This is a genomic window from Streptacidiphilus sp. MAP5-3 (assembly GCF_041262505.1).
GTDB lineage: Bacteria > Actinomycetota > Actinomycetes > Streptomycetales > Streptomycetaceae > Streptacidiphilus.
Genome location: NZ_JBGCCL010000023.1, coordinates 21266 through 42342, shown reverse-complemented (window position 1 = coordinate 42342; position 21077 = coordinate 21266). Strand labels below are relative to the sequence as shown.

At 70.5% G+C, this 21077-nt stretch carries 19 protein-coding genes and 1 tRNA gene; 12 read left to right on the top strand and 8 right to left on the bottom strand.

Going from position 1 to position 21077, the window contains the following annotated elements; all coding sequences use genetic code 11:
• The first annotated feature begins 42 nt into the window (after positions 1-42).
• The 3 genes from ABH928_RS27250 to ppk2 are packed head-to-tail and all read left to right on the top strand — an operon-like array spanning position 43 to position 4140.
• Positions 43-2757: a SpoIIE family protein phosphatase gene (locus ABH928_RS27250; RefSeq protein WP_370071127.1), complete on the top strand. Its 2715-nt coding sequence runs from the start codon at positions 43-45 to the stop codon at positions 2755-2757.
• A gap of 43 nt (positions 2758-2800) precedes the next feature.
• A complete protein-coding gene (locus ABH928_RS27245) occupies positions 2801-3241 on the top strand; it encodes a MarR family winged helix-turn-helix transcriptional regulator (RefSeq protein ID WP_370071125.1) in 441 nt (146 codons plus the stop codon).
• Positions 3242-3282: 41 nt separating this feature from the next.
• Positions 3283-4140 (top strand): polyphosphate kinase 2, encoded by an 858-nt coding sequence (ppk2, locus tag ABH928_RS27240; protein ID WP_370071123.1) that lies wholly within the window; start codon positions 3283-3285, stop codon positions 4138-4140.
• A gap of 107 nt (positions 4141-4247) precedes the next feature.
• Here the strand turns inward: ppk2 and ABH928_RS27235 are convergent.
• Positions 4248-4334: transfer RNA gene (locus tag ABH928_RS27235), tRNA-Leu, on the bottom strand.
• Positions 4335-4730: 396 nt separating this feature from the next.
• Between ABH928_RS27235 and ABH928_RS27230 the strand changes: the two genes are divergently transcribed.
• The 7 genes from ABH928_RS27230 (at position 4731) to ABH928_RS27200 (ending at position 13956) form a co-directional block, all read left to right on the top strand.
• Entirely contained in the window at positions 4731-5726 is a 996-nt protein-coding gene (locus tag ABH928_RS27230; protein WP_370071121.1) for an FhaA domain-containing protein, read from the top strand.
• A 10-nt stretch (positions 5727-5736) separates the two neighbouring features.
• Complete coding sequence (locus ABH928_RS27225; RefSeq protein ID WP_370071118.1) at positions 5737-6270, top strand: FHA domain-containing protein; 534 nt, start codon at positions 5737-5739, stop codon at positions 6268-6270.
• 157 nt (positions 6271-6427) lie between these two features.
• Positions 6428-7963 carry a PP2C family serine/threonine-protein phosphatase gene (locus ABH928_RS27220; protein ID WP_370071116.1) on the top strand — a complete coding sequence of 512 codons (1536 nt, stop codon included), beginning with the start codon at positions 6428-6430 and terminating at the stop codon, positions 7961-7963.
• Between the two features lie 79 nt (positions 7964-8042).
• Positions 8043-9443: an FtsW/RodA/SpoVE family cell cycle protein gene (locus ABH928_RS27215; RefSeq protein ID WP_370071114.1), complete on the top strand. Its 1401-nt coding sequence runs from the start codon at positions 8043-8045 to the stop codon at positions 9441-9443.
• Between the two features lie 48 nt (positions 9444-9491).
• On the top strand, positions 9492-10949 hold the full coding sequence (locus ABH928_RS27210; protein WP_370071112.1) for a peptidoglycan D,D-transpeptidase FtsI family protein: 1458 nt from the start codon (positions 9492-9494) through the stop codon (positions 10947-10949).
• 224 nt (positions 10950-11173) lie between these two features.
• The gene (gene pknB / locus ABH928_RS27205) at positions 11174-13120 is read left to right on the top strand and encodes a Stk1 family PASTA domain-containing Ser/Thr kinase (RefSeq protein ID WP_370071110.1); all 1947 of its coding nucleotides are present in this window, start codon (positions 11174-11176) and stop codon (positions 13118-13120) included.
• 149 nt (positions 13121-13269) lie between these two features.
• Positions 13270-13956, top strand: a complete 687-nt coding sequence (locus ABH928_RS27200) for a methyltransferase (RefSeq protein ID WP_370071108.1) — start codon at positions 13270-13272, stop codon at positions 13954-13956.
• A 10-nt stretch (positions 13957-13966) separates the two neighbouring features.
• Here the strand turns inward: ABH928_RS27200 and ABH928_RS27195 are convergent, their stop codons facing one another.
• From ABH928_RS27195 to ABH928_RS27175, 5 genes are all read right to left on the bottom strand, one after another.
• Positions 13967-14893: a class E sortase gene (locus tag ABH928_RS27195; protein ID WP_370071106.1), complete on the bottom strand. Its 927-nt coding sequence runs from the start codon at positions 14891-14893 to the stop codon at positions 13967-13969.
• Positions 14890-15564: an aminodeoxychorismate/anthranilate synthase component II gene (locus ABH928_RS27190; protein ID WP_370071104.1), complete on the bottom strand. Its 675-nt coding sequence runs from the start codon at positions 15562-15564 to the stop codon at positions 14890-14892. Before ABH928_RS27190 ends, ABH928_RS27195 begins: the two co-directional genes overlap by 4 nt.
• A complete protein-coding gene (locus tag ABH928_RS27185) occupies positions 15564-15857 on the bottom strand; it encodes a hypothetical protein (RefSeq protein WP_370071258.1) in 294 nt (97 codons plus the stop codon). The genes ABH928_RS27190 and ABH928_RS27185 overlap by 1 nt, the downstream gene beginning before the upstream one ends.
• Positions 15858-16074: 217 nt before the next feature.
• Positions 16075-16812, bottom strand: coding sequence for a class E sortase (locus ABH928_RS27180; protein WP_370071102.1), 738 nt, complete (start codon positions 16810-16812; stop codon positions 16075-16077).
• 63 nt (positions 16813-16875) lie between these two features.
• Complete coding sequence (locus ABH928_RS27175) at positions 16876-17577, bottom strand: DUF881 domain-containing protein (protein WP_370071250.1); 702 nt, start codon at positions 17575-17577, stop codon at positions 16876-16878.
• Between the two features lie 255 nt (positions 17578-17832).
• Between ABH928_RS27175 and crgA the strand changes: the two genes are divergently transcribed.
• Complete coding sequence (gene crgA / locus ABH928_RS27170; protein WP_370071100.1) at positions 17833-18087, top strand: cell division protein CrgA; 255 nt, start codon at positions 17833-17835, stop codon at positions 18085-18087.
• Positions 18088-18362: 275 nt separating this feature from the next.
• On the opposite strand, the gene ABH928_RS27165 is transcribed toward crgA, so the two are convergent.
• Positions 18363-19211, bottom strand: a complete 849-nt coding sequence (locus tag ABH928_RS27165) for a rhomboid family intramembrane serine protease (RefSeq protein ID WP_370071098.1) — start codon at positions 19209-19211, stop codon at positions 18363-18365.
• Positions 19212-19393: 182 nt separating this feature from the next.
• Positions 19394-19918, bottom strand: coding sequence for a peptidylprolyl isomerase (locus tag ABH928_RS27160; protein ID WP_370071096.1), 525 nt, complete (start codon positions 19916-19918; stop codon positions 19394-19396).
• 282 nt (positions 19919-20200) lie between these two features.
• On the opposite strand from ABH928_RS27160, the gene ABH928_RS27155 reads away from it, so the two are divergent.
• On the top strand, positions 20201-20968 hold the full coding sequence (locus ABH928_RS27155; RefSeq protein ID WP_370071094.1) for a DUF5324 family protein: 768 nt from the start codon (positions 20201-20203) through the stop codon (positions 20966-20968).
• Positions 20969-21077 lie beyond the last annotated feature (109 nt).

Genomic DNA, 21077 nt, shown 5'->3' with positions numbered 1-21077 from the left:
CCCGAACCCATGGAGCCTTCGGAGCCGCAGAGAGAGGGTGAGATGACGGAGGAGACCTTCGCAGCGGCGTCGCAGCAGGCGACGGGCGCCGAGGAGGGTGTGCCCGGGGTGGTCGTGCTGGCCCGACTCGCCGCACTGACGGTCGACTCCGACGGTCGGCTCACCCACTGGAACCTCGGCGCGGAGGAGCTCTTCGGGCACCGCCGCAACGACGTGCTGGACCGCACCACCACAGGTCTTCTCCCCCTCTCCGGCCCGTCGGCGGGCGACGCGCTCGACCGTCTCGACGACCTGGTCAGCGTGGCCAGGCCCTGGGCGGGCGAGTTGGCGGTGACGGACCGTGACGGACGGCTGGTGAAGATCCACTGCTGGGCCTGGCGCACCGTCGAGCCGAGCGGACGCGGCATGCTCGTCCTCGCCGCCGACGCGCGGCAGTTGCGCGGCCCGGGGCTGCGGATCGCCGTCGGGGAGCAGTTGCTGCCGTTCACCGCGGCGATGCCCGGCGGACCGGGCGGCGGCGCCCTGAGCGCGGAGCCGGTCCACATGCCGTGCGGGAGCAAGGATGCGTGCGAACGCACGGTCCGACGCCTGCTGCCGCTGCTGCCCCGCGCCGCAGACGAGCGCCGCCGGGCGCTGCTGGCACAACTGGTCGAGGCGGGCGCACCGGCGCTGCGGCTGGACGGCCTGACGCTGCCGTTGAGCCCTGTGCCCGACCACGAGCCTCCCGTCCCCGCGAGGGCGCGGAGCACGGCGAAGACGAACGCCAACGCCACCGTCAACACCAACGCCAAGGGCGCGAGCAAGACGACGCCCGCCCCGCTCCGCCCCGAGCGCGCGGACCTGGTCGAGGACGACGGTCTTCTCGCAGACGCCCTCACCGAACAGACCGAGCACACCGGCGAGCTGCGCAGCCACGTGGCCGTCCCGGCCCAGGCACGCCCCCGCGCCGAACCCACCGAACCCGCGGAGCTCGCAGAACCCCCGGAGTTCGGCGAACGCGCCGAGGACGACGGCCCGTTCACCGGACCGCCCTCCCGGCCCAGCGTCAGCCTGACCGGAAGCGAAACCCCGGAGCCGGACGACGGCGAACAGCCCGTCAACCCCCAGCTGCGCCTGCTCAGTGACGTCGGCGCGCGCATCGGCACCACGCTCGACCTGGACCGGACGGTCCACGAGCTCTGCGACGTCGTGGTCCCCGGCATCGCCGACTTCGCCTCGGTGGAGCTGAGCGACCGGCTGATCAGCGACAGCGAGTCCCCGCGCGACCGGGCGGACGACGCCGCCCCGCTGCGCCGGGTCGCCTGCGCCTTCGGGCCCACCACGCTGCCGTGGAAGCACCTGGTCGTCGAGGGGAGCCTGGTCAGCCTGGCCGAGGACACCCCGTCCGGCTACGCGTTGGACCACGGCCAGCCGGTGCTGGTGCCGCGGGTCGACCCGGCCACCGCCCGGGCCTGCGCGGCGGGTCGGGGCGGGCCCGCGCTGGACGCGCTCTTCGAGGGCCGGTCCATGCTGACGCTGCCGCTGGCCGCGCGCGGCACGGTGCTCGGCGTGCTGGTGCTGCTGCGGGACGCCCACCGTCCCGCCTTCGACGAGGCGGACGCCTCCTACCTGCGCGAACTGGCAGCCCGCGCCGCGCTCTCGATCGACAACGCGCGGCTGCACCGGATGGAGGCGCGCACCGCCCTCACCCTCCAGCGCAGCATGCTGCCGACCCGACCGCCGCGGATCCCCGGCGTCCAGGTGGCGCACCGCTACCTGCCCGGCGACCGCCGTGCCGAGGTCGGCGGAGACTGGTTCGACGCGGTGCAACTGCCCGGCAGCCGGGTCGCGTTGGTGGTCGGCGACGTGATGGGCCACGGTCTCCACTCCGCCGTCGCGATGGGCCGGTTCCGCACCGCGCTGCAGACGCTGGCCGCGCTCGACCTGCCGCCGGGTCAGATCCTGCGCCACCTCGACAACCTGTCGCAGCGTCTGGGCGACGACCATCTCGCCACCTGCCTCTACGCGGTCTACGACCCGATCGCCCGGACCTGCACGCTGGCCAGCGCGGGGCACGTGCCGCCGGTGCTGGTCCATCCGGACGGGCGCGGTGAACTGCTGGAGATCCCGTCCGGCGCGCCGATCGGCGTCGGCGGAGTGCCGTTCGCCTCGCGCGAGGTCAAGGTCACCGACGGCTCGATGCTGGTGCTCTGCACCGACGGCCTGGTGGAGATGCGCGGCGGCGACATAGGGGACGGCCTGGCCGCACTCTGCGGCGACATCGTCGACCCGCGGCGCAGCCCGGAAGAGGTCTGCGACACCGTGCTTGAGCGGCTGCACACGGAGGACCGCAGCGACGACTTGGCGCTGCTGATCGCCCGGTTCGACGGCATTCCGCCGCAGGACGTGATCTCCTGGTCGCTGCGCCTGGACACCAGCGAGGTGCGCCGCTCCCGGAGCCTGGTCCAGGACCAGCTGACCCGCTGGGGGCTCACGGAGCTGTCGGAGGTGACCCAACTGCTGGTCAGCGAGCTGGTGACAAACGCCCTGCGGGTCGCCAAGGGCAGCGTCGAGCTCCAACTGATGCGGGTGGGCAAACTGTTGGTGGAGGTCAGCGACGACGACCACAACCTGCCGTCGCTGGAGCCCTCCGAGCCGCTGGACGAGGAGGGACGCGGGTTGAGCCTGGTCAGTCAGCTGTCGGCGCGCTGGGGGACCAGCCGCAAGGCGGTCGGCAAGGTGGTCTGGTTCGAGTTGCCTCTGCCGGTCCGGGCCTGAAGACCGGTGTGCGGAGCGCGAGTCTTGGTTGTATAGTGCAACCATGAGTACCCCGCTTCAGTCGCGCTCCCGTACCGAGGGCATCGACAGCATCCAGCGCGAACTGACGGCCTTCTCCCGACGCGCCCGGGCGATGGCCTCGCAGATCCACCCCGGGCTGACCCTGGTCAGCTACGCCATCCTGGACCACCTGCGCGAGTGCGGCGGCTGCCGCGGCACCGACTTGGCCACGCACTTCCTGCTGGACAAGTCCACCGTCAGCCGCCAGATCGCCACTCTGGAGAAGCTCGGCCTGGTCGAGCGCAGCCCCGACCCCGAAGACCAGCGCGGCCAGATCATCCGGCCCTCCGACCACGGCGCGGAACTGCTGCGCGCCGCCGGCGAACAGCGCCGTCAGGCCTTCCTCAGCCGCCTCGCCGACTGGTCCGACGACGACGTCGAGCACTTCGCGGTGCTGCTGGAGCGCTACAACGCCGAGCGCTGATCCACCGCGCCGAAACGATCTCGCGGACCTATCGTGGTCCGATGACGAAGAAGGGCAAGACCGGGAAGCGTCGCGACGCCGGCGGCAGACTGCCGAAGAAGCTCTACGACGACGAGCTGTTCCGCCTCCAGGCCGAGTTGGTGACGCTCCAGGAGTGGGTCAGGGCCACCGGCGCCCGAGTGGTCGTCATCTTCGAGGGCCGCGACGCCGCCGGGAAGGGCGGCGCGATCAAGCGCGTCACCCAGTACCTCAACCCCCGCATCGCCCAGATCGTCGCCCTGCCCGCGCCGACCGAGCGCGAGCGCGGCCAGTGGTACTTCCAGCGCTACGTCGAGCACCTGCCCGCAGCGGGCAAGATCGTCCTCTTCGACCGCAGCTGGTACAACCGCGCCGGGGTGGAGCGGGTCATGGGCTTCTGCACCCAGGACGAGTACCACCGGTTCCTGCACCAGTGCCCGATCTTCGAGCGGATGCTGGTCGAGGACGGGATCATCCTGCTCAAGTACTGGTTCTCCGTCAGCGACCGCGAGCAGGAACGCCGCTTCCGGGCCCGCCGGGACGACCCGATGCGGCGCTGGAAGCTCTCGCCGATGGACCTGGAGTCGATCACCCGCTGGGAGGACTACTCCCGGGCCAAGGACGAGATGCTCGTCCACACCGACATCCCCGAGGCCCGCTGGCACGTGGTCGAGAGCGAGGACAAGAAGCGCGCACGGCTGAACATGATCGCCCACCTGCTCTCGGCCGTCCCCTACGCCGAGCAGCCCGCGCGCACCATCGCGTTCCCCGACCGCCCGGGGCCCACCGGCTACGTCCGCCCGCCGCGTGACGAGCAGCACTATGTGCCGGACCACGCGGCAGAGCTGCTGCGGAACGGCAGAACCGACGAGGCGGAGTAGTCCCGAATCAGCCCGGATCAGCCCCCGATCAGCCTCGGAATTACAGAACAGGGAAAAGGAAAATGGGCCTTGATTGTGACTTCCGTCACGATCAAGGCCCACTCTCATGGTGCGCGAGGGGGGAGTTGAACCCCCACGCCCTTTCGGGCACTGGAACCTGAATCCAGCGCGTCTGCCTATTCCGCCACCCGCGCATCTGGGTGATGTCTTCGACTCTACCGAAGGTCTCCCGGAGCTTCCAAACCGGCTTTTCCCGGTTGTTTCCGCTCCGCGTTTTCTGCGGTGTCGCCTTCCGACGAGAAGAACAGTAGCACGTCGGAGGGGGTCCGCTCACACTCGCTTCACCCGCCCGCCACCTGGCCGGAGACCGCAACCAGGCCCGGCCGAACGAGTGAGACGCGGATGCCCCCTACCGGCGAGGGGTACCAGTCCACTGGCATCCTGCTGTGGGCCGGAAGAGCGAGGAACCACACGTGCGCCCCGGGCGTAGATACGATCAGTAAGGCAGACAAGCAGCAGCCGCCCGCACGCCGCCGCAGTGAAGCGACACGGTGGGCGGGACGACGACACCCGAGGGAAGGGGGTGCCCCGTGGGAGCCCTGAAGAAGTTCGAGCAGCGACTCGAGGGCTTCGTCAACGGCGCCTTCGCCAAGGTGTTCAAGTCCGAGGTGCAGCCCGTCGAGATCGCAGGAGCGCTCCAGCGCGAGTGCGACAACAACGCCAGCATCTGGAACCGGGACCGCACCGTGGTGCCCAACGACTTCATCGTCGAGCTGAGCCCGCACGACCACGAGCGTCTGAGCCCGTACTCCGGGCAGCTCGGGAGCGAGCTCGCCGGCATGGTCCGCGAGTACGCACAGGCGCAGCGCTACTCCTTCATGGGCCCGCTCCAGGTCCAGTTGGAGCGGGCCGAGGACCTGGACACCGGCCTCTACCGCGTGCGCAGCCGGATCGAGGCCTCTCCCGACGCCACCCAGGGGCACCAGGCGCAGTCGGGCTACCGCCCGGCTCCGCCCGCGCCCTACGGCGGCCAGCAGGCCCAGAGCTGGCAGCCACCGCAGCCGCAGCGTCCCGCGCAGCCGCCGCAGCGCAGCGAGGAACCGCCGCTGCCGCCGACCGCGCCCGCCTTCCCCGCCATCAACCCGCTGGCCGGTCCTCCCGGTGCCGGTGGTCCCGGCGGCCGAAGTGATTTCGGCAACTCCGGCGGCTCGGGCGGCCAGGACGACGCCCGCTACCCCGGCCCGCCGCCGGCGCACCCGCCGACGGTCGGCATGGGCGGCCCCGGCGCGCCCGGCTCCGGTGCCACGCCGCGCCGCTGGCTGGAGATGAACGGCCAGCGCCACCAGCTCGACCGCCCCGTCGTGGTGCTCGGCCGCAGCACCGAGGCCGACCTCCGCGTCGACGACCCGGGCGTCTCCCGCAAGCACGCGGAAATCCGCATCGGAAACCCGTCGATGGTGCTCGACCTCGGCTCGACCAACGGCATCGTGGTCGACGGCCAGCACACCACCCGCGCTACGCTCCGGGACGGCTCACGGATCGTCGTGGGCAGTACCACCATCGTCTACCGGCAAGCCGAAGGGTGACGCGGGACACATGTCAGAGCTGACCCTCACGGTCATGCGGCTCGGTTTCCTGGCCGTCCTGTGGCTGTTCGTCATCGTCGCGGTCCAGGTGATCCGCTCGGACCTGTTCGGGACCAAGGTCACGCAGCGCGCCGCCACGGCCCGCCGCGGCGGCGGTCCGAGCACGGGCCGCCAACAGGCTGCGACGCCTGCGCCGCCGCAGCGCCAGCAGTCGCAGCAGCAGAGCGGGGGCCGGCAGCGCCGTGGCATGCCGACCCACCTGGTGATCACCCAGGGCTCGTTGTCCGGCACCACCGTCGCGCTGCAGGGGCAGACCATCTCGCTGGGCCGGGCCCACGACTCCACGATCGTGCTGGACGACGACTACGCGTCCTCCCGCCACGCGCGGATCTACCCGGACCAGGCGACCGGTTCCTGGTTCGTCGAAGACCTGGGCTCGACCAACGGGACCTTCCTCGACCAGATGCGGCTGACCAGCCCGATGCCGCTCCAGCCCGGGTCGGCCGTCCGCATCGGCCGCACCGTGATCGAGCTCCGGAAGTGACCGACGCAGTGACCGACGCGACGACGCCGCCCCGTCCGCCCGGGGGGAACGGGCCCGCCCCGGTTCCGCCGCTCCGGCCCGGTGGGCCGTACGATGCAGCAACGCACGCTGCACCGGGGCATCGCGCAGGGGACCGAGGGAAGGGGGCGGACAGGGCATGAGCCTCGTGCTGCGATTCGCCGCCGGTTCGCACAAGGGCATGATCCGCGAGGGCAACGAGGACTCCGGCTACGCCGGTCCCCGCCTGCTCGCGGTCGCGGACGGCATGGGCGGCCAGGCCGCCGGCGAGGTGGCCTCGTCCGAGGTGCTCTCCAGCATCGTCGACCTGGACGAGGACGTCCCCGGTACCGACCCGATGACGGCCCTGCGCGACGCCGCCGAGCGCGCCAACGAGCGACTGCGCGTCCTCGTCGAGGCGGACGCGAGCCTCGAAGGCATGGGCACCACGCTGACCGCCCTGCTGTGGACCGGTCAGAGCGCCGCCATGATCCACATCGGCGACTCCCGCGCCTACCTGCTGCGCGACGGTTCGCTGACGCAGATCACTACCGACCACACCTGGGTGCAGCGCCTGGTCGACGAGGGCCGGATCACCGAGGAGGAGGCCTCCACCCACCCGCAGCGTTCGCTGATCATGCGCGCGCTGATGGGCACCGGTGAGGTCGAGTCCGACCTGTCGATCCGCGACGTCCGGGCTGGCGACCGCTACCTGCTCTGCTCCGACGGCCTCTCCGGCGTGGTCAGCCACCAGACCATCGAGGAGACCCTCGGGAGCTACTACTCGCCCGAGGACACCATCGCCGAGCTGATCCAGCTCGCGCTGCGCGGCGGCGGGCCCGACAACATCACCTGCGTCGTCGCCGACGTGCTCGAGGTCGACGACGCGGACCCGGCCGCGACCCACTTCGACCACGCGCCGATGGTGGTCGGCGCGGTCGCCGACGGCCCGCCCACCGTGGCCCACCCCACCGTCGCCAACACCCCCGCCTCGCGCGCCGCCTCACTGGGCCGCAAGCCCGAGCAGGGCGAGCAGCCCGAGCAGGGCGACGGCGCAGCCGCTGACGGCGCCGACGGCGAACACGGCTACCAGGAGTACGACGAGTTCGAGGGCGGCTTCGACGACGACTACGAGCCGGAGACCCGTCGCGGCCGCCGCCGCGCCAAGGAGCGCAAGCGACGCGGCTGGGTGCTGCCGACCGCGCTGGCAGCCGCCCTGGTGGTACTGCTCGGCGGCGGCGCGTACTTCGGCTACCAGTGGACGCAGACCCAGTACTACGTCGGCGCCAACGGCGACCACGTGGCGATCTACAAGGGCGTCTCGCAGAACCTGGCCGGGCTCAAGCTGTCCTCGGTCTACGCCGACCAGCCGCAGGTGGCGCTCAAGTACCTGCCGCCGTACGAGCAGACCAACCTCAAGGACTCCATCTCGGCGAGCAGTCTGACGGACGCTCAGGACCGGGTGAGCCAGCTGGCCCACCAGGCGCAGGTCTGCCAGATCGTGGCCCAGCAGAAGACCAAGCCCGTCACGTCGCCCAGCCCCACGCAGACGGCGAAGTCAGGGGCGAAGGCGGACAGCACCCCCAAGGCCACGCCGCACCCGAGCACCTCGCCCAGCGCGACCCCGTCGGCGAGCCCCTCGCCGTCGCTGAGCGCGGCCGACCAGACCCTGGCGCAGCAGTGCGTGACCTCCTGAGGCCGCTCGCTGAGCTGAGCCTTCCGGGCGCGCGCCGCCCGGTCGGGCCGACCCGGAACGCTCCCGGGAGGCCCTGACGGTGAGCGGCACGGGGAGCTTGACCGCCACGTTCGCCCCGCAAGGGGCGCCCAACCGTCGCAACACCGAGCTCTCCCTGCTCGCCTTCGCCGTGCTCGTCCCGGTCCTCGCCTACGCGGAGACCGGGATCGCCATGGACGGCCGACTGCCCGCCGGCATGCTCGGCTACACGCTGGGCCTGGGCTTCTTCGTCCTGCTGGCCCACCTCTCGGTGCGGCGTTTCGCCCCGCACGCCGACCCGCTGCTGCTGCCGCTGGCGGCCCTGCTCAACGGCCTCGGCCTGGTCTTCATCTGGCGGCTCGACAAGTCCGTGCAGCTGCACCCCAACTTCCCCGCCGCGCAGCTGCAGCTGCTCTGGTCCGGGCTCGGCATCGCGCTCTTCATCGCGGTGATAGGGCTGCTGAAGGACCATCGGATGCTGCAGCGCTACACCTACCTGTCCGGCTTCGCCGCGCTGGTGCTGCTGGCGCTGCCGGCCTTCTTCCCGACGCGGGCCGCCGACTTCGGCGCGAAGATCTGGATCCACTTCGGCAGCTTCTCGATCCAGCCGGGGGAGTTCGTCAAGATCCTGCTGCCGGTCTTCTTCTCCGGCTTCCTGATGGTCAAGCGGGACGCCCTGGCGCTGGCCAGCCGCCGGCTGCTGGGCCTCTACCTGCCACGCGGACGCGATCTCGGGCCGATCGTGGTGGTCTGGGCGCTGAGCGTGCTGATCCTGGTCTTCGAGACCGACCTCGGCACCTCGGTGCTCTTCTTCGGCATGTTCGTGGTGATGCTCTACGTCGCCACCGAGCGGACCAGCTGGATCCTCTTCGGGCTGCTGATGGCCGGGCTGGGCTTCTGGACGGTGGCGCGTGCCGAAGGTCACGTCCAGGCCCGGATCCAGGAGTGGCTGCACCCGCTGCTGACCCAGGGCGGCAACGGAGTCGGCCAGATCGGCCAGGCGCTGTTCGCGCTCGGCGCGGGCGGCACCATCGGCACCGGCCTGGGGGAGGGCCACTCCTGGCTGATCGGCTTCGCCGCCAAGAGCGACTTCATCCTCGGCACCATCGGCGAGGAGATCGGCCTGGCCGGGGTGATGGCGGTGCTGGTGCTCTACGCGCTGATCGCCGAACGCGGGCTGCGCACCGCCCTGGCCGCCCGCGACCCCTTCGGCAAGCTGCTGGCCGTCGGCCTCTCGGCGGCCTTCGCGCTCCAGGTCTTCATCGTCGCCGGAGGCGTCACCGGTACCATCCCCCTGACCGGCATGACGCTGCCCTTCGTCGCCCAGGGCGGATCCTCCGTGATCACCAACTGGGCGCTGGTGGCGATCCTGCTGAAGGTCAGCGACGTCGCCCGCCGTCCGGCACCCGACGCGGTACCCGTCACACCGGGTCGGCAAACGGAACCGGAAAAGGCCGCTTAGCCGTCGTTGTATCGTGCCGTAATTGTCGACGACCGGAGTGAGCGCACCGTGAACAAGCCGATCCGCAGGGTCTCCGTGTTCTGCCTGCTCCTGGTGCTGGCACTGATGATCCGGGCCAACTGGGTCCAGGGGCTGGACGCGAGCGCGCTGAACGCCAACGCCCACAACAAGCGGACGATCATCGAGGAGTACAGCTACCCGCGCGGCGACATCATCGTCGGCGGCCAGCCGGTCACCAAGAACCTGCTGGTCAACGGCAACTACTACAAGTACCGCCGGGCCTACGTGAACGGCCCGATGTACGCGCCGGTCACCGGCTTCGACTCACAGGCGTACGGCAGCAACCTGCTGGAGAACGTCGAGAACCCGATCCTTTCCGGCACGGACTCGCGCCTCTTCTTCGGCAACACGCTGGACATGCTGACCGGCAAGCAGAAGCAGGGCGGCGACGTGGTCACCACGATCGACCCCAAGGTGCAGCAGGCGGCCTGGAACGGCCTCCAGGGCAAGACGGGCGCCGCGGTCGCCCTCGACCCGACCACCGGCGCGATCCTCGGCCTGGTCAGCGTCCCGTCCTACGACCCGACCAGCATCGCCGGGGTCACCAGCGACTTCTCCAAGAACTGGACGAACCTGAACGCCGACCCGAACCAGCCGATGCTGAACCGGGCGCTGCGCCAGACCTACCCGCCGGGCTCGACCTTCAAGCTGGTCACCGCCGCGGCGGCGCTGGAGACCGGCCAGATCACCGACATCAACGCGGCCACCGACTCGCCGAACCCCTACATGCTGCCGGGCACCAACACCCCGCTGCCCAACGAGGCCGGGGACACGGGCTGCACCAACGCCTCGCTCAACACGGCGCTGGCCCTGTCCTGCAACACCGTCTTCGGCAAGCTGGGCGCGGAGATCGGCCCCTCGCGGATGCTCCAGGAAGCGAACAAGTTCGGCTTCAACAACTCCAACCTGACCATCCCGGTCGGTGTGACCGCGAGCAACTTCGACAGCAACATGAACCTGGCCCAGACCGCACAGTCGTCCATCGGCCAGTACGACACCCGGGCCACGCCGCTGCAGATGGCCGAGATCTCCGCGGCGATCGCCAACAACGGCTCGCTGATGCAGCCGTTCCTGGTCTCCGAGGAGCGCGCCGCCAACAACTCGGTGGTCTCGCAGTGGCAGCCGAAGCAGCTGTCGCAGGCGACGACGCCGGACGTGGCCCAGCAGATCCAGACCATGATGGTCAACGTGGTCCAGAACGGCACCGGAACCACCGCGCAGATCCCGGGCGTCCAGGTCGGCGGCAAGACCGGTACCGCCCAGCACGGCATGAACAACTCGGACAACCCCTACGCCTGGTTCGTCTCCTGGGCCAAGGGAACGAACGGCAAGGAGATCGCCGTCGCGGTCGTCGTCGAGAACAGCGACACGCAGCGCGGCGACATCTCCGGCATGATGCTCGCCGCGCCGATCGCCAAGGCGATGATGCAGGCATACGTCCAGTAGCACACCCCGGGTGGGTATCCTCCGACCGGTTGGGACGAAACGGGTGACCGACAACACGTTTGCCACATTCGTCCAGCGCAGACGTATTCCAGTCTTGTATCAGGTCGCTCGGTGGGCCCGCTTTGACTTCCGGGCCCGGTAGCGTATCCGCCAGCAGCGGTCTGTCCGCCTGCGACCGATACGAAGCCGGGCTGGGCAGACTGGAGAGGGAGAGGGCTCGAACCATGGAAGAACCGCGTCGCCTCGGCGGCCGGTACGAGCTGGGCGGCGTTCTCGGACGCGGCGGCATGGCCGAGGTCTACATCGGCCACGACATCCGGCTCGGACGCGCCGTCGCTGTGAAGACGCTGCGGACCGACATGGCCCGCGACCCGTCGTTCCAGGCCCGTTTCCGCCGCGAGGCGCAGTCTGCTGCCTCGTTGAACCACCCTTCGATCGTGGCGGTCTACGACACGGGCGAGGACTACATCGACGGCATCTCCATCCCGTACATCGTGATGGAGTACGTCGACGGTTCCACGCTGCGCGAGCTGCTCCACAGCGGCCGCCGGCTGCTGCCGGAGCGCGCCATGGAGATGTGCATCGGCATCCTCCAGGCGCTGGAGTACTCGCACCGCAACGGCATCGTCCACCGCGACATCAAGCCCGCGAACGTCATGCTGACGCGCCAGGGCCAGGTCAAGGTGATGGACTTCGGCATCGCCCGCGCCATGGGCGACGCCGGGATGACCATGACCCAGACCGCAGCGGTGATCGGAACCGCCCAGTACCTCTCCCCGGAGCAGGCCAAGGGCGAGCAGGTGGACGCGCGGACGGACCTGTACTCGACCGGGTGTCTGCTCTACGAGCTGCTGGCGCTGCGCCCGCCGTTCATCGGCGACTCGCCGGTCGCGGTGGCGTACCAGCACGTGCGTGAGGAGGCTCAGCCGCCCTCGGTCTTCGACCCGGAGCTCCGGCCCGAGTACGACGCCATCGTGATGAAGGCGCTCGCCAAGGACCGCGACGTCCGCTACCAGTCGGCCGACGAGATGCGTGCGGACATCGAGCGCGCCCTCGACGGCCTGCCGGTGGCGGCTGCCTCGGCGCCCACGATGGCGCTCGGTATGGGCGGCTACGGCCAGGGCGGCGCGGACGGCCGGACCATGGCCATGCCGGCCCAGCCGGGCGGCTCCGGCCAGGCGGGTGCGACCAGCATCCTGCCCGGCGTGGGCGGCGGTTACGACGCGGGTGGCGACGGCTACGAGCCGGGCGCCGGCGGGTACGACGACGACGGGTACAGCAGCCGTTCGGACCGCAGGCGGGCCGGGAACGGCGGCGGCAGGAGCCGCAACACCTCGGTGATCATGCTGGTCGTCGCGGCGGTGCTGGTGCTACTCGGCTCGTTCTTCGTGGCGAAGTCGATGTTCGGCAGCAACGCCAACAACACCACCACCGGCGTGCCCTCGCTGGTCGGCGAGGACTACACGACCGCCCAGGGCCAGATCACCAACCTCGGCAACAACATCAAGCTGGTCAAGGGCCCGGCCATCGCCTGCGACTCGGGCACCGCCCAAACGGGCAAGATCTGCAAGCAGAACCCGGCGGCCGGCCAGAACGTCCAGTCCGGCGGGACCATCACGGTCCAGCTGAGCAGCGGCCCGATCACCGACGGTGTCCCGAACATCGCGAACATGACCGTTCAGCAGGCGACCAGCACGCTGCAGAACGCCGGGTTCCAGGTCGGCCAGCAGTCCACTGCGGCGAGCGCGACGGTTCCGAGCGGCGACGTCGTCTCCTACTCGCCGACCGGAGCTCAGCCGAAGGGCGCCACCATCAACCTGGTGGTCTCCTCCGGTCAGCCCCAGGCGCAGGTCCCGAGCCTGCTCGGGCTCTCCCCGGCCGACGCGCAGACGGCGCTCACCAAGCTGGGCCTGGTCCCGGCCCCGCAGGGCGACGACCCGCAGGCGACGCAGTACGCGCCGGGCACGGTCTCGCGCCAGTCCGTCGCGGCGGGCACCTCGGTGGCTCCGGGCACCCAGGTGCAGTACTGGACCGCGCCGCAGTCGCAGAGCCCCTCGGGGTCGCCGTCGCCAAACCCTACCGACACCGGAAACCCCACGGGGGGACCGGGTAACAACGGAAACGGCAACGGGAACACCGGCAACCCCTTCGGCGGGTGGCCGGGCGGCTGAGGCCGTACGTAGCAGCGCCGAAGGAGCGCCCAGGGACCTCGGGTCCCTGGGCGCTCCTTTTGTGCCCCGCCCGTCCCCGACTTGTCCCGCCTTACTGCCGCCTTGCTGCCGCCTTGTCACCGTCTTTACGGGTCACCAGACTTGGCGCCGTGAGCGGGAACATGAACGTGAGCACGACGACCACTGCGGCGGAGCTGATCCGGACCCACACCCGGCTGTCCGCCAACCCCTTCGTCCCCGAGGTGCGCCTGCACCTCGCCGACCAGGTCTTCGACCTGTGGTCGGAGACCGAGTCCGCCGGCGGGACCAGCAATCCCCCACCGCCCTTCTGGGCCCAGGCCTGGGCCGGCGGTCTGGCGCTGGCCCGCCACGTCCTGGACCACCCCGACACCGTCGCGGGCCGCCGGGTGCTCGACCTCGCCTCCGGCTCCGGCCTCGTCGCCATCGCCGCCCTCCGCGCGGGCGCGGCGAGCGTGGCGGTCAGCGAGATCGACCCCCTGGCCCTTGCGGCCCTGGCCCTCAACGCGGCAGCCAACGACGTGTCCGTCGGCGCGACCCTCGGCGACGTCCTCGACACCGATCCGGCAGCGCTGGGCGAGGTGGACCTCGTCCTCGTGGGCGACGCCTTCTACGAACGCGCCATGGCCACCCGGGTGTTGGCCTTCCTCCAGCGTGCCCGCGCCCTCGGCACGACCGCGCTCGTCGGCGACCCGGGCCGCGCCTATCTCCCCCGCACCGAGTTCGAGGCCCTCGCCGACTACCCGGTCCCGGTCCAACGCGAGCTGGAGGACGCGCAGATCAAGCACACCACGGTGTGGCGGCTCTGCCCCGCCTGAGCCTGGTCGCTCAACCGCCGTTCAGCGCGGCGGGCTTGATGCCTTCGCTCTTCGGCAGGTCCTGGATCATCCGTCCCCAGACCGCCATCCGGTAGGTGGAGGTGAACTCCGGTGTGCAGGTCGTCAGCGTGATGTAGCGGCCGGGCCCGGTGAAGCCGCTCTGCGGCGGGACCGGGGCGATGACGCTGACGTTGTCCGGCGAGGTCTGCGGCAGTTGGCTGGTGACCTCGTAGGTGTACCAGTCGTACGCCGTCTCGACCACGATCTTGTCGCCCGGGACCAGCTTGGGGATGTAGCGGAACGGCTCGCCGTGCGTGTTGCGGTGACCGGCCAGGGCGAAGTTGCCGGTGGCGTCCCACGGGAACGCCGTCTCCTGGGCGCCGGTGTAGTGGCCGACCATGCCGTTGTCGAGGATGGACTCCTTGTCAGTGCCCTCCGCGACCGGCGTCTCCACGTCCAGCTTGGGGATGTAGATGATCGCGAACCTGGTCCCGAACGGGAACGACGACGGATACGCCGGATGCGTGGCCGACCCGGAGGTGCCGCCCCACTGCTGCTGCAGCGTCGAGGCCTGCGCGTGGGCGTAGTCGTCCGCCCGGACGTTGGTCCACCACAGCTGGTAGACCACGAAGAGGATCATCACCGCGCCGAACGTGATCATCATCTCACCGAAGACGCGGACCGCGATGATGCCCGGTCCTTCCTTGCGTCGCTTCGCCGCCCGCCGCCGGGCCGCTCGCCCCCCGGAGCGCGACCCGGTCGGCGCCCCGGTGGCGGCGGCAGTCGTCGTTCCCGGCGGGACGCGCAGCTGCATGGTCGACTCGTCGAGCGCCCAGCTCTCCACGTCCGCCGGGTCGTACGCGGGTACGGCGGGGCCCTCACCGGGCTCGTCGCCGTACTCGTTCTGCGCCCCGAACTCCGGGCGCAGCGCGGTCACGCGACCGCCGCCCGGCCGATCACCGGGGCCAGCCCGGTCGATCGGGCCACCGCCTCCGCGTCGCCGCAGGCGGCCAGCCAGTTGGCGAGCATCCGGTGGCCGCCCTCGGTCAGGACCGACTCCGGGTGGAACTGGACGCCCTCGACCGGGAGTTCACGGTGCTTCAGGCCCATGATGACGCCGCTGTCGGTCCACGCGGTGACGTGCAGCTCCGCCGGGACGGTGTCCCGCTCGACGGCCAGGGAGTGGTAGCGGGTCGCCGTCAGCGGCGAGGCGAGCCCGGCGAAGACGCCGCCGTCCTCGTGGCTGACCGGCGAGGTCTTGCCGTGCAGCAGCTCCGGCGCCCGGTCGACCACCGCGCCGTAGGCGACCGCGATCGACTGCAGACCGAGGCAGACACCGAACACCGGCAGGCCGATCCCGGCGCAGTGATGCACCATCTCGACGCAGACCCCGGCCTCCTCCGGCGTGCCGGGACCGGGGGAGAGCAGCACCCCGTCGTACGCCTCGCGGGTCACCGAGGCGACGTCGACCTCGTCGTTGCGCAGCACCTCGCACTCCGCGCCGAGCTGGTACAGGTACTGGACCAGGTTGAAGACGAAGCTGTCGTAGTTGTCGACGACCAGGATCCGGGCGGGACGGTCGAGCGGGGAGATCCGGGCGGCGGTCATCAGGCTGCGACTCCGTACGTCTGGTGCTGGTTCAGGGCCGGGCCCACGACCGGGATGCGGGGCGCGCCGTTGAGTGTGGACGCGGACGGGCCGGGGGAGGGCGGGGCGGTACTGCTCGTGCCCGTCCCGGATCCGGTGCCGTTGACCGTCACGTCACCGAAGGGGAGCAGCGGCTCCAGCTTCGGGAAGGCGAACTGGAACAGCACGAAGACGACCGCGAGGAAGATCAGCAGGCACTGCAGTGCGCGCAGGGGTGTGCCGCCGGGCAGCTTGCGCCACAGAAAGCCGTACATCGACCGACCTCACTCCCGTCCGCTCTGCCTGTCCGTCACTGTTCGCTCTGTCCGCACCAGATTATCCGGCGGCCTTCCCGCTCCCGGCCGGATCGCTCCAAGCTTCGGACGATTCACAGCCGAGGTGGTAGAGCGGCCCCGCTCATACGCAGTGCACTCTGACACTTGTGCGAGCGATCCGTTCACGCGTTGACCCCGTTCACGCAGAGACCCCCGTTCACGCGTTCACCCCGGGCGGCGGGCCCTGCGAGACCGGCGTGGTGGAGACCAGGTGCCCCCACTCGATCAGCCGGTGGCTGTGTCCCCACGCGGGGTCGCAGGTGGTGAGCGTCAGGTAGGAGCCCGGCGTGGTGTATCCGGACTCCGGCGGGACCGGGTCCAGCACGTGGATGTCGGTCGGCAGGGTCCGGAACGGCTCCCGGTCCAGGACGTAGACGTACCAGTAGTGGCCGTCGTCGATGAAGATCTTGTCCCCCGGCCGCAGCAGCGGGAAGTCGTTGAACGGGTTGCCCCACGTCCGCCGGTGCCCGGCGAGCGCGAAGTTGCCCGGTTGGCCCGGCTCCGCGGTGCCGGTGTAGTGGCCGATGCCCTTCTGCAGGTCGGTCTCGGCGACGCCCTCGATGATCGGCTTCTTCCAGTCCGGGCCCAACCGCGGGATGTAGAGCACCGCGAAGGCCTGGCCCGGCGGATAGGCCAGCAGTGACGGCGAGGGCGCGGGGCTCGGCGTCGTCCCGGACGTCGCCACCGTCGGCTGGTCCGTCGGCCCGACCGCCCCCTGCCCCGACGACGCGGCCTGCGCCGAGCTCCACTGCTGCTGCAGCCGGCTGAGCTCACCGGCCATGGCGTTGTTCGCGGAGATGTCGGTCCAGAACAGCAGATAGCAGGTGAGCAGCACGATCAGCGCGCCCACGGTGATGCACAGCTCGACCAGCGTCCGGCCGATGACGCGTCCCACGTCCAGGCCCTCCCCTACGGCACCCCTTCGGCCGCAGCGGGCACGGGGCCCTGTCGGACGGACCTACTTCCCCGCCGTGGCGTTTTGGAGGTCCACTGTGCCCGAGTAGGCGGGAAGAGTCATCGCCTTCGACTGATCGACTTTCCAGCCCAGCCCGTACGCGGCCACGTACTGCAGGTACGTCTGGATGTAGGTGTCGCCGTTTAGCGCGGTGAGCAGCGCCTGCGGCGATCCCACCGCCTTGATCACGTACGGCGGGGAGTAGACCCGGCCCTGCAGGATCAGCTGGTTGCCGACGCAGCGCACCGCGCTGGTGGAGATCAGCCGCTGGTCCTGGACCTGGATCCCGGTCGCGCCGCCGCGCCACAGCGCGTTGACCACGGCCTGCAGGTCCTGCTGGTGGATGACGAGGTCGTCGGGCTGCGGCTGCGGGACCCCCGGGATGCGCGCGGTGGCGTCCGGCGGGGCGTCGTTGAGCGTGACGGTGAGGCCTGCGCCGGTGAGCGGGTCGAGGCCCGCTTCCCTCTCCAACGCGGCCAGCTTCGCGGCGTCGGCGGGGTTCTGGGCGTGCTGCTGGGCGAGCTGGTCGATCTGGGCGCGCAGCGCCGTGAGCGAGACGTCCGCCTGCGCGTTCTGCTGGCTGCGCTGCTCTATCAGGTCGGACAGACGCAGGAGGGTGTTGTCGTTGCGGAGGTCGGTGCCGTGCGAGGCGAGGGCCCCGGCGTAGCAGAGGAAGCCGGCAAGGCCGAAGACCAGACAGCTCAGGGCACGCCCGACATATCGCTTCCGCCGGGGCTTCGGGGCGGCTACCGCCTCGGTTCCCTCTTCGGAAGGATTTTGCGGTGGTGGCGGAACTTCTCGGGAATCAGACACGTACCCTTATCTCCTTCTGACTCCTGGAGCCACTACGCTAACGGACGCTGGCGTAGTGTGCGGTGCCCGGTCCAGCCCGATCCGGCCGGGTACCTGCTCGAAGCTGCCGCACCTGCTGTTGGCCCACAGTCTCCGGGAGCCCTTCTCGTGCCGAAGTCACGCATCCGCAAGAAGTCGGACTACACCCCGCCGACCCAGACCGCGACAGCGGTGAAGCTGAAGTCCGGTCGCGGCTTCATCGCACCGCTGATGCTGGCGTTGTTCCTGGTCGGGCTGGTGTGGATCGTCCTCTACTACGTGACCAGTGCCGCGTATCCGATCAGTGCGCTGGGCAACTGGAACATCGTCGTCGGCTTCGGCTTCATCGCCGGCGGCTTCGCCGTCTCGACCCAGTGGAAGTAGCACCGGAGCAGTAGTCTCCGCGGCATTATCCACAAGGCTGTCCACACTGGGGAAAAACCCTGACTATCTGTGGATAACTTGATCCGGCACACCGCTCCCCCACTCGGCGGTTGCGGGACGGTCCGCAGGTGGACACGCGTAGCGAAGGTCACACGAAAGAGGCCCGCACACCTGTGCGGGCCTCTTCGCTTTGCCTGTGGAAAACCCGGTGCAACGGGGCCGCTCCGGTCGGTGACCTGCCTCGGCCGACGCCCCGCTTTAGCTGGTGCCCTGCGTCAGCTGGTGATCTGTGCGACCGCGTACAGGCTGACGCCGACCACCAGCAGTGCCGCGGCCACCACCACGGCGGCCTGCACCGCGTTCCGGCGCGCCGCCGGGGCGTAGGCGTAGCCCGCGGCGATGAGCCCGCCGACGGCCAGGCCGCCGATGTGCGCCTGCCAGGCGATGCCGCTCAACGTGAACGTCGCGACCAGGTTGACCAGCAGCACAGCCATGATCGGCCCGAGCTGGTAGCCCCGGTGCCGGTGGATCACGATCACCGCCCCGAACAGGCCGAAGATCGCCCCGGACGCCCCCAGCACCGGCTCGGCCGGCACCAGCAGCATCACCAGCGCCGAGCCGCCGATCCCTGCCAGCAGGTAGAGCGTGAGGTACCGCAGCCGCCCCAGCGCCTGCTCCACATACGGCCCGAGCACCCACAGCGACCACATGTTCAGGGCGATGTGGAGGATCTGCTGGTGCAGGAAGATCGAGGTGATCATCCGGTACCACTCGCCGCTGCTGGCCACGGCGTCGCCCTGCATGATCCACCGGTAGACGAAGTCGTTGCCGCCGGTGAAGGCGAGCAGCCAGACCACCACGTTGACCGCGATGAGCAGCTTGGTGACCAGCGCGCCGTCCCGGGCGACCCGGCCGCCGTACTGGGTGCGCGGCGCGGTGGTCCGCACCGAGGCGCGGGACTGCTGCGCGCAGTCGAGGCAGTGGAAGCCGACCGCCGCGTCCACCCGGCACTCGGGGCAGACCGGCTTCTCGCAGCGCGTGCAGTGCACACCGGTCTCGCGCCCGGGATGCCGATAGCAGTCCGGCAGCATGACCGTCGACTCTCCTCCGGGATAAGCGCTCACGACTCTGGTCCTCGCTGGGAATGGGCCACTCACGGGGCCGTTTGCTGGGGCAACGAACGCGACATGGCCCAGTCTCCCTCACCGGGGGACTGGGCCATGAGAGCCGATCCTGTGAATCCCGTTAATCCGGAAGCCGGACCCGGGCGGACGTCGGCAGGGCCGGCGTCACCGGAGGGCGGGCTTCAGCGGCGGGTGATCTCCACCGACTCGATGACGACGTCCTCGGCCGGGCGGTCGTTGCGGCCGGTCGGCAGGGCCGCGACGGCGTCCACGACCTTCTTGGAGGCCTCGTCCGCGACCTCGCCGAAGATGGTGTGCTTGCGGTTCAGCCAGGTGGTCGGGGCCACCGTGACGAAGAACTGGGAGCCGTTGGTGCCCGGACCGGCGTTGGCCATGGCCAGCAGGTAGGCACGGTCGAAGCTCAGCTCGGGGTGGATCTCGTCACCGAACTCGTAGCCGGGGCCGCCCACGCCGATGCCCAGCGGGTCACCGCCCTGGATCATGAACCCGGAGATCACCCGGTGGAAGATCGTCCCGTCGTAGAGCTTGTCCGTGGTCTTGGCGCCGGTGCCCGGGTGGGTCCACTCACGGCTGCCCTCGGCCAGCTCGACGAAGTTCGCCACCGTCTTCGGGGCGTGGAACGGGAAGAGCTTGACCACGATGTCCCCGTGGTTGGTGTGGAGGGTGGCGAACAGTTCCTCGGCCACGATGCGCCTTCCGTGCTTCTGACTTCTGACGGAAGGAATCCTCGCACGGGCTGTACATCGCATCCCAAAGGAGCAGGATGCCAAGGAGAGGCCCAGAACGGATTTCACGGCTTTTCTGCCCGTTCAGCGCGCCTGGGCACGATTCAGGCGGCATGCTCTTTGATTGGGTGGATACGCGGATAGATGAGACAAACCTGATGAACGCGATGAACCTGATGAACGCGATCAACGCGATCAACGCGATCAACGCGAGGAACAGGACGCCCCAGGAGGAGGTTCCCGGTGAGCCGGATCGACGCAGCTCGCGAGGCAGCCAGTCGCACCCGTGAGCAGCTCACGCCATACGCCGTGAGCGCCAAGGACACCGCAGCGCAGTACGCCGACGAGGCCCGGCAGAAGCTGGCTCCGGTCGTCGGCTCAGCGGTCGAGCACGCCCGCCTGGCGGCCCAGGGCACCGTGCAGGGACAGGTGGTCCCCCTGTGGGCGCAGGCACGGGCCAACGTTCCCCCGTCCGTCGTGGACGCCGGCGGCGCCGTCGGCAAGGCCGCAGGGCGGGCTCGTGCCGCCGCACGACAGGCCCGGGCCGTCGCCCTGGACCAGGTCCTGCCGGCCGCCCAGACGGCCGTCCACGAGGTCCACGACCGCTCGGCGGCGGTGCTGCCGGTGGTCCGGGGCGAGGTGTCTCTCGCGGAGATCGAGGCGCTGACCGCCGCCCACGCCCGCGCGACCGCGCGCCGGGGACGCTGGCTCCGCCGCGGAATCACCCTCCTGGCCCTGGGCGCCATGGCCGGTGGCGGCCTGGCGGCCTGGAAGTGGTACCAGAAGCAGAGCAACCCGGACTGGCTGGTGGAACCGCCCACCACCCCGATCCCGCTCCGGGAGACCGGCCCGCAGCCCGGCGGCTCCAGCGCCAGCGCGGCGGTCAACGGCTCCGCAGCCCTGGACCCGGAGGTCGCCGCCAAGGAGGCCGAGCAGGGCAAGCAGAGCGAGCAGGGCGACGAGGCGGGCGCGGCGAAGGGCAGCGCCAAGAAGCCGCGCCCGGAGTCCTGAGACCGCGCCCACCAAGATCGCCAAATGTCACGCGCGTGACAGTTCGCGATCTTGGCGTCGGGAACGCGCACACGACGCACCGACGACCCAACGACAATGGCTCCCGCCC